General features: G+C 64.9%; 9 protein-coding genes. 2 read left to right on the forward strand and 7 right to left on the reverse strand.

What is annotated here, in order from left to right:
• Positions 1–624: 624 nt before the first annotated feature.
• From hupB to clpP, 6 genes are all read right to left on the reverse strand, one after another.
• Positions 625–957, reverse strand: coding sequence for a DNA-binding protein HupB (gene hupB / locus AWJ14_RS16285; protein ID WP_280949319.1), 333 nt, complete (start codon positions 955–957; stop codon positions 625–627).
• 230 nt (positions 958–1187) lie between these two features.
• Positions 1188–3620, reverse strand: a complete 2433-nt coding sequence (gene lon / locus AWJ14_RS16290; protein ID WP_066181474.1) for an endopeptidase La — start codon at positions 3618–3620, stop codon at positions 1188–1190.
• A 431-nt stretch (positions 3621–4051) separates the two neighbouring features.
• A complete protein-coding gene (locus AWJ14_RS16295) occupies positions 4052–5512 on the reverse strand; it encodes a hypothetical protein (protein ID WP_066181477.1) in 1461 nt (486 codons plus the stop codon).
• Between the two features lies 1 nt (position 5513).
• Entirely contained in the window at positions 5514–6224 is a 711-nt protein-coding gene (locus AWJ14_RS16300; RefSeq protein WP_066181479.1) for an eCIS core domain-containing protein, read from the reverse strand.
• A gap of 329 nt (positions 6225–6553) precedes the next feature.
• Positions 6554–7834 (reverse strand): ATP-dependent Clp protease ATP-binding subunit ClpX, encoded by a 1281-nt coding sequence (gene clpX / locus AWJ14_RS16305; protein ID WP_066181482.1) that lies wholly within the window; start codon positions 7832–7834, stop codon positions 6554–6556.
• A gap of 316 nt (positions 7835–8150) precedes the next feature.
• Entirely contained in the window at positions 8151–8777 is a 627-nt protein-coding gene (clpP, locus tag AWJ14_RS16310) for an ATP-dependent Clp endopeptidase proteolytic subunit ClpP (RefSeq protein WP_066181485.1), read from the reverse strand.
• Positions 8778–9301: 524 nt separating this feature from the next.
• On the opposite strand from clpP, the gene AWJ14_RS16315 reads away from it, so the two are divergent.
• Positions 9302–9895 carry a hypothetical protein gene (locus AWJ14_RS16315; protein ID WP_066181488.1) on the forward strand — a complete coding sequence of 198 codons (594 nt, stop codon included), beginning with the start codon at positions 9302–9304 and terminating at the stop codon, positions 9893–9895.
• 107 nt (positions 9896–10002) lie between these two features.
• On the forward strand, positions 10003–11217 hold the full coding sequence (locus AWJ14_RS16320) for a cytochrome P450 (RefSeq protein ID WP_066181490.1): 1215 nt from the start codon (positions 10003–10005) through the stop codon (positions 11215–11217).
• Positions 11218–11221: 4 nt separating this feature from the next.
• On the opposite strand, the gene AWJ14_RS16325 is transcribed toward AWJ14_RS16320, so the two are convergent.
• A complete protein-coding gene (locus tag AWJ14_RS16325) occupies positions 11222–12193 on the reverse strand; it encodes an NAD(P)H-binding protein (protein WP_083220323.1) in 972 nt (323 codons plus the stop codon).
• Between the last annotated feature and the right edge of the window lie 36 nt (positions 12194–12229).

A 12229-nucleotide genomic window follows, 5' to 3' on the forward strand; every position in this document is an offset into this window, starting at 1 on the left:
CAGCCAAGCCGGTACGGCCCGGCCCGGCCATCCGTGCGTGGCCGGATTGATGCCGCGGCGGAAGCCGCCGCAAGGTCAAAGGCAGTCCCCGGCAAGGGCACCCCCCTCACCCGGCAGCGGCGGGACGGGCCGCATGCCCCGCCCGGACGGGGAGCCGGACGGCGGGCCCGGCGCCGAACAGAAGCGGCGGGTTTGAGCGGCCGCCGGGCCCGGGGTCAGATGGACCAAGACCGCCGGCGGCGAAGGCCGGCGCGTCAGAACTCAGAAGGCAATGGCAAGAACGGCGAAGCTCGCCACGAACAGCGACATCGAGACAAAAGCGGCAAGGTCACGGGCAAATGCAGTCATGATCAGCTCCTCAATTCACTTTGTGTATCCTTTGTGTTCTATTTTTGTTCTCTTGTCAAGCAAAATCCGTCGATTTTTGCCTCACGCACCGCCGGCCCGTTTTCGCCCTGTAAGATGCGGCCTACAGCACTCGATCCAGATCATCCTGCGCAGGCGATTGCGACGGATGGCGGACGGGGTCCAAGCCCGTCTCTCCCCGCCGGCCGGAAGCCGAACGCGAAAAACCCGGGTGCAGGCACCCGGGTTCCCCAATGTCCAAGTCTGGCGACTGCAAGCTTAGTTGCAGGCGTCCTTCAGGCCCTTGCCGGCCGAGAACTTCGGCACGTTGCGGGCCGGGATGTCGACTTCGTTGCCGGTCTGCGGATTGCGGCCCTTGGAGGCTTCGCGGCGCGACACGGTGAAATTGCCAAACCCGATCAGGCGAACGTCGCCGCCGTTTTTCAGCTCGTTCGTGATGGTTTCAAAAACCGCCTCGACAGCCGAAGTCGCGTCCCCCTTGCTCATGCCCGATTTCTCGGCCACAGCGGCCACGAGTTCATTTTTGTTCATTTCCGTCCCTTTCTTGGCGTTATGACGACTCAATTCGTTCGATGGCGTGATCCTACGCATCTAAGGGTTCCGTGCAAGAAAACTCCCCTGCGATGGTCGCTTTTTGCCCTGTTTTCACAGGTTCAGTCCCATTTTGGGACCATTTGAGCGATCATGCGGCATGCGCATGGATCTTTGGCCGGTCTATACCCGCAGCGCCGCGCGTCCTGGGGACGCGCGGCGCTGCAATTTCGCTTCAACATGGCTGAAAGCCGCCCGATTCGCAGGCCGCCCGCCGGTCTGTCGCCGCCTCAGTGGGCGACGGCCGAGCCCCCTTCGTCGACCGCTTCCGCGGCGATCGGCGTTTCCGGCTTGGCATCCGGATCCCAGGAGATCGGCTCCGGCTCGCGCACCAGCGCGTGCTTGAGCACGTCGCTCATCTTCGACACGGGGATGATCTCGAGCCCGTTTTTGACATTGTCCGGGATCTCGGGAAGATCCTTGGCATTGTCCTCGGGGATCATCACGGTCTTGATACCGCCGCGCAGCGCCGCAAGCAGCTTCTCCTTGAGGCCGCCGATCGGCAGCACCCGGCCGCGCAGCGTGATCTCGCCGGTCATGGCGACATCGCGGCGCACCGGGATGCCGGTCATGATCGAGACGATCGAGGTGGCCATGGCCACGCCGGCCGACGGACCATCCTTCGGGGTCGCCCCTTCCGGCACGTGCACGTGGATGTCGCGCTTGTCGAACAGCGGCGGCTCGATGCCGAAATCGACTGCCCGCGAGCGGACATAGGATGCCGCCGCCGAAATCGATTCCTTCATAACGTCGCGCAGGTTGCCGGTCACCGTCATCTTGCCCTTGCCGGGCATCATCACGCCTTCGATGGTCAGCAGCTCGCCACCCACTTCGGTCCAGGCAAGCCCGGTGACCACGCCGACCTGGTCGTGGAACTCGGCCTCGCCATAGCGGAACCGCGGCACGCCCAGATAGTCGGCGAGATTGCCGACATCGACCTTGACCTCCTTGACCCCGGTTTTCAGGATCTCGGTCACGGCCTTGCGGGCGAGCTTCATCAGCTCGCGTTCGAAATTGCGCACGCCGGCTTCCCGCGTGTAGGTGCGGATCACCTGCAGCAGCGCCTCGTCGCTGATCTCGAACTCCTCGGGCCGGAGCGCATGGTCGCGCACGGCCTTGGGCAGCAGGTGCCGGCGGGCAATCTCAAGCTTCTCGTCCTCGGTGTAGCCGGCGATGCGGATGATTTCCATCCGGTCCATCAGCGGCGCGGGGATGTTGAGCGTGTTGGCCGTGGTGATGAACATCACGTTCGACAGGTCATATTCCACTTCGAGATAGTGGTCCATGAAGGTCGAGTTCTGTTCCGGATCCAGCACCTCGAGCAGAGCCGACGAGGGGTCGCCGCGGAAATCCTGGCCCATCTTGTCGATCTCGTCGAGCAGGAACAGCGGGTTGGACTTCTTGGCCTTCTTCATCGACTGGACGACCTTGCCGGGCATCGAGCCGATATAGGTGCGGCGGTGACCGCGGATCTCGGCCTCGTCACGCACGCCGCCCAGCGCCATGCGGACATATTCGCGTCCGGTGGCCTTGGCGATCGATTTCGCAAGCGAGGTCTTGCCCACGCCGGGAGGGCCGACGAGGCAGAGGATCGGGCCCTTGATCTTGGCCGAGCGCGCCTGCACGGCGAGATATTCGATGATCCGCTCCTTGACCTTTTCCAGGCCGAAGTGATCGGTCTCGAGCACCTTTTCCGCCTCGTTGAGGTCGATCTTGATGCGCGATTTCTTGCCCCAGGGCAGGCCCAGCAGCCAGTCGAGATAGTTGCGCACGACGGTGGCTTCCGCCGACATCGGGCTCATCTGCTTCAGCTTCTTGAACTCGCCGTCGGCCTTTTCGCGGGCTTCCTTGGAGAGCTTGGTCTTGGCGATGCGGTTTTCGATTTCCGCCATCTCGTCGCGGCCGTCCTCGCCGTCGCCGAGCTCCTTCTGGATCGCCTTCATCTGCTCGTTGAGGTAATATTCGCGCTGGGTCTTCTCCATCTGCCGCTTGACGCGGGAGCGGATGCGCTTTTCGACCTGCAGCACCGAGATCTCGCCTTCCATGAAGCCGAGCGCCTTTTCGAGCCGGCCCTTGACGGAGACGGTCGAGAGCATGTCCTGCTTCTCGGGGATCTTGATCGACAGATGCGAGGCGACCGTGTCGGCGAGCTTGGAATAGTCGTCGATCTGGCTCGCGGCCCCCACCACCTCGGGCGAGATCTTCTTGTTGAGCTTGACGTAGTTTTCGAACTCGGAGACCACCGAGCGCGACAGCGCCTCGATCTCGACGGAATCTTCCTCGGGCTCGGCCAGTTCGATGGCGCGGGCCTCGTAATAGTCCTCGCGGTCGGTGTAGCCGATCACCTCGGCGCGCGAGCGGCCTTCGACCAGCACCTTGACGGTGCCGTCCGGCAGCTTCAGCAGCTGCAGCACGTTGGCGATGGTGCCGATGTCGTAGATGCCCGAGGGCTCGGGATCGTCGTCGCTGGCGTTGATCTGGGTGGCAAGCATGATCTGCTTGTCCGAACCCATCACTTCCTCAAGCGCATGGATCGACTTTTCGCGGCCCACGAACAACGGCACGATCATGTGCGGGAAGACCACGATGTCGCGCAGCGGCAGGACGGGATAGATCCCTGCTTCTTCGGACGCGCGTGCGGAACTCGCTTTTTTATCCGGCATTTCATTTCCTTTCCTGGCCACAAGAGGCCGCTTGGCAACGCAGGGCGCGGCCCCGGCTTATCCAGCAACCACCATTTGCGTCCATTCAGGGCAAGCGCCCCGTGCAGTCTACTTGGAGAACCCGCGGCCCGGTTTCAAGACGGGCGATGCCGCAAATGCTCCAACCTCGAATCGCAAGAATATTAGAGAATCAAAGTGGCGGGAAGCTGGAGCCGCGCAAAAGCGCCTTCGGCAGCGGCTTTCCCCGGGAGATGTTTAACCGCAAATGCGCGCGCGATCCATCCGGGCTTGGCCGCCGGCCGCTCCGGCCTGCCCCGCTGCACTCACGCCCGGCCGGCTGTCCCGCGCGCGAGTGAACGCTGCGTCAACGGGCGCGCGCGCCCCACGCGGAAGCGCCTACCGGACCGCTCCGGCATGCCGGAGCCGCACGCTTACGGGCACGCCTGCGGTTTCGTCCCCTTCAGGAAATCGCCATAGCCGCGCGAGACGACCAGAGGCGCGCTCGCAAAGCGGAGCCCGGTGTCGAGCGCGCCGTTCAGCCGCGACAGCGTGCCTTCGGCTGCGGCCGCATCGACCTCGAAACACGCATAATTGCCGTTGCGCGGCGCAAAGCCGGCAAAGCGCACGCCCGGAGGCAGAATCCATCCGGCGGGCAGGACCGCATAGGGACCCGGCGGATTGCCGGTATCGCTGACGACCGAGATCAGGCACGAGAATGTGCCGCCCGGGACCACCACCGGCGGACAGATCGCCCTCGCCCACTTGACCCGCTCGGTTTCGATCTCCGCGAGCGGATGCAGATAGGCGCTCGCAAAGGCCTGCTTGATAGTCTTGACGGTGGTTGCCGGCCCCGTCGCGTTCGAAATCACGCGCTCCTCGACCTGCGAAACAACGGCATTGACCTGAAATCCGCGCGGAAACGCCCGCTCCGTACCGGGCGGCAGGAATTTTGGCGTCAGTTCGATGGTGCAGCCGGGTTGCCCCACCACATCATAGTGACTGGTACTGTACTGCCACTCCACCTCGAAGGCGCCGGACTGGCAGTCCAGACGCTCGCCCCCGCGGTTGAGCGGCACCGCCCGGATGCGGCAGGCATTGAGGCTGCACTGGTCGGTGACGGCCTCGGCCATGGCCATCTCGTCCCTAAGGACGCCGCCCGCCGCTTCGACCACCTTGACGCGGATCGCCGCCCGCCCGTCCCTCCCCAGATAGGGCGGCCGCAGCAGGTCCGTCTCACCATCGACGCGCCGGTCGAGATCCTGTGCGAGCACCGATTCGCCGACGAAAACCTGGCCTTCGCCCGGTGCCCGGCCGTGAAGGCACAGGAATGCGGACGCATCGGCGCGGCTCGGCCGCACGGCCCGGCGGTGATGACCGTCGTAAAAGTGTGTCCCGTTCGACAGGAAGTAGCGCCGCTCGCAGCCGAGCCCCGCCGAAACCGGTGTATCCGCCCTTGGGCCAGCAATTTCCGAGGGCAACAGGCCGCGGAAGCCATGGGACGACAGCGTCACGCCGTTGAGCGCGTGCGGACGCGCCTTGTCGATGGTGGAGCCGACGGAGCGGGCGATGTTGTTTTCGAGCGTCCAGCGGATCGGGACCGGCAGCCCTTCCGCGGTTTGGGCGAACACCGGAACCAGAACCGTTTCCCCGACCTCGAGCACGATGTCGTCGGTCTCCGCGAAGATGACCGGCGCAATGCCGCGCGGGCGCTCGTCGGCCTCGGCGAATTCCCGATGGAAATCGGAGCTACCGCCTTCGGCGAGGAAAAAGCCGGGAAAGAAGAAGGTGTCCGCCTGCGCCTCGAGCGGCGCGCCCCAGAGCGCCAGCACCGCCATCAGATGCGCAAGCAGGTGCCGCGCCCGGCCGAGCTGCAATGTCTGTGTCCGCGCCATGTCAGGACGCCGCCTTTGTCAATGTCCTGCGGATATCGGAGAGGTCGAACTCGGTCTCGAGCAGGTCCCGCAACTGCTTGAGCCGCGCCCTGTCCCGGTCGCCCAGCACCGGCTCCTGAAAGGCCAGGAACACATAATCCTGCATCATTCTGCCCTGCTGCTCGAAACGGTAGTCCAGAAACGGTTTGCCCGGCTTGATCGCATAGGCATAGGGATCCTTGTACTGGAGGTGTTCGCGGGCCACGGCGGGCAAGGAATAGCCGGTGCGGGCGCGGTTCTGGTGCTGCCAGACATGCACGAGTTCATGCGCGAGAAGGCTCAGATCGCTGAGATTGACCACCTCCGGAAAGCCGCGCGCGAAGTCGGCTGCATATTGGTTCTTCCGGTAGAACACGTTGTTGCCGAGCGTGACGGCTTCCGACCGCTGCCCCAGCGCCTCAGCCGAGCGGCTGATGAAAGCCTCGCGGCTCATGCCCCGCATCTGCGCGGTGGCGCCGGCGGCCAGTTCGGCATCGAGTTCGCGGGCCAGCTTCTTTTCGAGCCGCTCCGGGGCGAAGGGGGAATGCAGCCGGACCGCGCCGTAGCGGATCTGGTCGCTGTACAGGTTGGAGAGAAAGAGTGTTTCGTTGCCGCTCAGCGTGCGGCAGCCGGACACGCCGCTGACAAGCACCGCAAGCAGCAGCCCATACCGGATCGCCGGAAAAATCCCCATGCCCAAGCCCCCCTGCCTCGGTCACCCTGCGGGAGACGTTGCGCCCCGCGCACCTCCATGCGCGAGCGTGCCTCCGCCCGATGCGCACAAGCCTAGGATGCAGGGGGCTGGAAATCAAGCGTGGGGGGAGAGCGGCATGGATGCAGGCCACCCTTGCCGCGCCGCCTGTTCGCGCTGGCTGGACCGGATGCGGGCGCCGATACAGGCCCGACCGGGCCGCCTTTCACCTGCTGCAAACGCAAATCGCGGCCGCCGGGTGAACCCCAGGCGGCCGCGATGATGCGGTAGCGGATGCGACGGGGCCCGTGTCAGCCCCCGTCGGCGGGGTCTCAGGCCGAAGCCGAGCCCTTGGCCTCGTCGTCGCGCTCGGCGTAGATGTAGAGCGGACGGGCGTTGCCGATGACGACGTCGTCGGAGATCACCACCTCGCGCACGCCTTCGAGCTGCGGCAGTTCGAACATGGTGTCGAGCAGGATCTTCTCCATGATCGAGCGCAGGCCGCGCGCGCCGGTCTTGCGGATGATGCCGCGCTTGGCGATCTCGTGCAGCGCGCTTTCGTGGAAGGTGAGTTCCACGTCCTCCATCTCGAACAGGCGCTGGTACTGCTTGACGAGCGCGTTCTTGGGTTCGGTCAGGATCTGGATCAGCGCCGCCTCGTCGAGGTCCTCGAGCGTGGCGAGCACCGGCAGACGGCCGATGAATTCCGGGATCAGGCCGAACTTGACCAGATCTTCCGGCTCGAGATCACGCAGCACTTCGCCGACGCGGCGTTCATCCTGGGCGCGGACATTGGCGCCGAAGCCGATCGAGGTCTTCTCGCCGCGCGCGGAGATGATCTTGTCGAGGCCCGCAAAGGCACCGCCACACACGAACAGGATGTTGGTGGTGTCGACCTGCAGGAATTCCTGCTGCGGGTGCTTGCGGCCGCCCTGCGGCGGAACCGAAGCGACCGTGCCTTCCATGATCTTGAGCAGCGCCTGCTGCACGCCCTCGCCCGACACGTCGCGGGTGATCGACGGATTGTCCGACTTGCGGCTGATCTTGTCGACCTCGTCGATATAGACGATGCCGCGCTGGGCGCGCTCGACATTGTAGTCGGCGGCCTGCAAGAGCTTGAGGATGATGTTTTCCACATCCTCGCCCACGTAACCGGCTTCGGTCAGCGTGGTGGCGTCGGCCATGGTGAAGGGCACGTCGATGATGCGCGCCAGCGTCTGGGCCAGATAGGTCTTGCCGCAGCCGGTGGGGCCGACGAGCAGGATGTTCGACTTGGCCAGTTCCACCTCGCCGGACTTCGACGAGTGGTTCAGACGCTTGTAATGGTTGTGGACGGCCACCGAGAGGATCTTCTTGGCCTGCTGCTGGCCGATCACATACTCGTCGAGCGTCGCGATGATTTCCTGCGGGGTCGGAACACCGTCGCGCGACTTCACCATCGAGGATTTGTTTTCCTCGCGGATGATGTCCATGCACAGCTCCACGCATTCATCGCAGATGAAGACGGTGGGGCCGGCAATGAGTTTGCGCACTTCATGCTGGCTCTTGCCGCAGAAAGAGCAATAAAGGGTGTTCTTGGAATCGCCGCCGTTGCTGCCGCTGACCTTGCTCATTTCACTTTCCTTCCCGCAATCCCGGCTTGAAAGCCCGGATGTTTGGCGCCCGCCACCTTACAACGCCGCAGCGCCAAGGCATACAGGCAATCTCGGGGTACATCACCGGCCTTCAGGTAACCATTCCCGATGCCGGTGGCAACGAATCCCCGCCCAATCTGACGATGCTACGTCAGAGAAATTGAACATAGACTTAACACTCATATTAGCGTTCTGAGGGGCACGCGCCACCCCGTTCACACGAAAACGTGTTGCGATGAAGGCGCATCGGCCGCGAAAATCATGTCCTTTTGCAGCCCTGTGCGCCACCGCCGTGCTAGTCCGCGGATTCGATGTATTCGCGCTTGTCGATGACCTTGTCGATGAGACCGAAATCGAGCGCCTCTTCGGCCGTCATGAAATGATCGCGATCGAGGGTCTTTTCGACGGTCTGATAGTCCTGGCCCGTGTGCTTGACATAGACGTCGTTCAGGCGCCGCTTCATCTTGATGATGTCCTGGGCGTGGCGCTCGATGTCGGAGGCCTGGCCCTGGAACCCGCCCGAAGGCTGGTGCACCATCACGCGGGCGTTGGGCGTGGCAAAGCGCATGCCCTTTTCACCGGCGCACAGCAGCAGCGACCCCATCGAGGCGGCCTGGCCGACGCAGAGCGTCGAGACGGCCGGCCTGATGAACTGCATCGTGTCGTAGATCGCCATGCCGGCGGTGACCACGCCACCCGGCGAATTGATGTAGAGCGCGATTTCCTTCTTCGGGTTCTCGGCTTCGAGGAACAAAAGCTGGGCGCAGACCAGCGTCGCCATGTGATCTTCCACCGGTCCGGTGATGAAGATGATGCGTTCCTTGAGCAGCCGGGAAAAGATGTCGTAGGACCGTTCGCCTCGGTTCGTCTGTTCAACGACCATGGGCACCAGCGCCATGGCGGTATCGACTGGATTTTTCATTTCGCTTCCCTTGTCAAACGGCCCGGCAGACCCATGGCCCGCAGGGAATCAGTCTTCTTGAACCCACTACATAGAGTGTGCCCCCCCGCCGCTTCAAGACGCAAGGCATGAAACGGCTCGGGCTGTTGTTCACGAGCGGCGTTAAATTGAGGTTACGTCCGGCGCGATTGGCGCTCCCAAGCCTGCCTGGCGTCCTGATCTGGCGCGCCCGGCGCCCCGATCCGGCGCCGGAGCGGCGGTTGCGGACGCAACCTGCATCATGGCGGGCCACCGCACCGGCGTGACGCAGGCCGCGCCACGCCGGTGCGGCGCTGGGGCACGTCCCCAGTTTCGATGCATTATGGTTAAGACGGCGCGGCTGTCCGCCCTGCTCCCGAGCCGCCTGCAACGGCCGGCTCGAAATGGGCGGATATTGCGTTGCGCGGGATAATTGGCTTTACTTGAAGCTGCAAAAGGTGCGGCACACCTGTTCAACACGGCGCGGCGACGGATCATCCTCCGGCGTTTGTGCCCGGGAGCGAATTATGACCGAGCATCCGTCCCCCTGCCGCGGCCTTCTCGCCGCCCTTCTCGTCCTCTCCGCCGCTTCGCCCGCGCTTGCCGGCGGCACCACGCTTGCCTGCTACCAGCAGGTTCACCAGCCCGCCGTCTACCGCACCGTTCACGAACAGGTGGTCGTGCGTCCCGGCGGGGTGGTGCACGAGACCATCCCCGCACGCTATGGCGAGGTGGTCGAGCGCGTGCTGATCGAACCCGAACGGCTCGTCGCGCGACACATCCCCGCTGTGGTCAAGACCGTGCACCAGACGGTGATGGTGCGCCCGCAATCGATCGGCTGGGAATGGCGGCGCGTGCACGGCGTCAAAACGCTGTGCAAGGTGGTGCTGCCCGCCGAATACGCGACCGAGGCGCGCACCGTCGTGGTCCGCCCGGCGCAGACCGTGCATGAACGGGTGCCCGCGCGCTACGCCCACCGCACCCGCACGGTCATCGTCGAGCCCGCCCGCATTGTCGCACGCGAGGTGCCGCCGGTGATCAAGACGGTGGCCCGCCAGGTCGAGATCCGCCCGGCCTCCTCGGGCTGGGTGCAGGTGTCGGGCGGCGCGCGCTGCAACTGAGCCGGGTTTGCGACCGGCACGGCTGGCCAAGCCCCGCGCCGGACAGGCGTGCCTGAACCGCAGGATTTCGGATTTCCACGCCGCGGGATCCGCGCTAAGCCTCGGTCATGACCCGACACGCGCTTTCCGTTTCCCAATCGCCCCGCGATCCCGCCTTCGTGCAGGATCCCTATCCCTTCTATGCCGAGATGCACCGCGCCTCGCCGGTGTTCTTCTGGGAAGACTACGGCATGTGGTGCGTGGCGGGCTATGACCAGGTCAATGCGCTTTTGCGAGACCGCCGGCTCGGGCGCGAGAACCGCTGGGGCGCGCCTCTCAATCCGGTCGAGGGCCGCGGCCATCTCGCCGATTTCGACCGGATCGAAAGCGGCTCGCTGCTCGAACGCGAACCGCCGGCGCATACGCGGCTCCGCACCCTCGTCAACCGCGCCTTCGTGTCGCGCTCGGTCGAGCGACTGAGGCCGCGGATCGCGGCGCTTGCCACCGAACTTGCCGCCGCCCTGCCCCGCGACCAGGCCTTCGACCTGCTTCCGGGCTTTGCCACACCGATCCCGCTCACGGTGATCTGCGAATTGCTCGGCGTGCCGGTCGCGCGCGGCCACGACCTGCTCGCCTGGTCGCACGCCATGTGCGAGATGTATGTGCCGCACCGCTCGCGCGAGACCGAGGAGCGCGCCAACAAGGCGTCTGCCGATTTCGGCGCCTTTCTCATGGCCCATATCGAGGAGCATCGCCACACCGGCGCCGACGACCTTTTGAGCGCGCTGATTGCCGTGCGCGACGCCGGCGAGAAGCTCTCCGATGCGGAGCTGATCTCGACCTGCGTGCTCTTGCTCAATGCCGGGCACGAGGCCACCGTGCACCAGACCGGCAACGCGGTCAAAACCGTGCTCGACCAGGGCGGCGATCCGCGCCGGTTCTTCGCCACCTCCGAACAGGCCGCGGACACCGTGGAAGAGGCACTCCGCTTCGATGCGCCGCTGCACATGTTCACCCGCTATGCCTACAACCCGTTCGATCTGGGGCCGGTCACGCTCAGGCCCGGCGAGCAGGTGGCGCTGCTTCTGGGCGCGGCCAACCGCGACCCCTCGGCCTTCGAGGACCCGCATGCGTTTCGCCCCGGGCGCGCCGACCAGAAGAATGTGAGTTTCGGTGCGGGCCTGCATTTCTGCATCGGCGCGCCGCTCGCGCGGCTCGAGATGCAGCAATCGCTCACGGTGCTGTTCGACACCTTTCCAGCCCTCGAAATCGAGGCGCCGCCGCGCTATCGCAACAGCTATCATTTCCACGGTCTCGAAAGCCTGATGGTGCGTGCCGGCTGAGCGCTCAGAACACCGCGTGTTCGCCGCGCTCGACCCTGGCCTTGCCGCGCACCAGTTGGTCGTAGAAACCGAACAGCGTGTCCGATCCGGTCGAGGGCGTGGCGTCGGCGTCATAGCGGCCCGTCTTCGGATCGAGCACCAGCATCGATTCGGTCGCGTAATAGCGGCCGATGCGGGCCAGTTCCGCCTTCACGCGGGCGCGCCGAGAGACGAGGCCAAGCGTGCTCAGGACGAAGATGACGACATCGAGCAGCGCCACCGGCACATGCTTGAAGTCCGGCTCCCGGTCCATCAGCCGGCACAGATATTCGCCCTGCTCGCGCGGCGTGATCGCCGGACCCGGCCCGCCGATCGGCAGGATCCGGTTGCGGCAGTCCGGATCGTCGAGACAGTCGGCGATGAAATTGCCGAGGTCGCGGTCGCTGATCGGCTTGCAGGCTGTCAGCCGCCCGTCGCCGAACACCAGGAAGGCCTTGCCGTGCTTGACCCGTTCGACCTGGCCCGACAGCGACTTGAAGAATGCGGTCGGTCGGACGATCGAATAGTCCATGCCCGACTGCATCAGCTCCGCCTCGAAGGCGAGCTTGGCCTTCTGGAATTCGAGCATCGGCTTCTGCACGCAGATCGCCGAGAGCAGCACGAACTGCTCGACGCCATCATCCCTGGCGGCCTTGAGCACATTGACATGGGCCTGGTAGTCGATCGCCCAGGCGTCCTCCGGCACGCCGTTGCGCGAGGCCAGGCACGAGACCACCACATCGAATTTCTCGCCGTGGAACCCGTCCTCGTTGACCGACACCGGATCGGTCACGTCGCCGAAGCGCAAAAGCGCGCCGTGCAGCAGCCGCGAGCATTCGTCGGGTTCGTGGGTGACGCCGAACCCGGCATTGGAACGCAGGAAACACACCACTTCGTGGCCCCGGTCGACCAGCGCCTTGACGGTTGCGCGGCCGATCGTACCGGTGGCGCCGAACACCAGGACACGCTTGCGAAACGGCGATTTGGACAGCGG

The organism is Parahoeflea olei, assembly GCF_001703635.1.
In the GTDB taxonomy this organism is placed as follows: Bacteria; Pseudomonadota; Alphaproteobacteria; order Rhizobiales; family Rhizobiaceae; genus Hoeflea; species Hoeflea olei.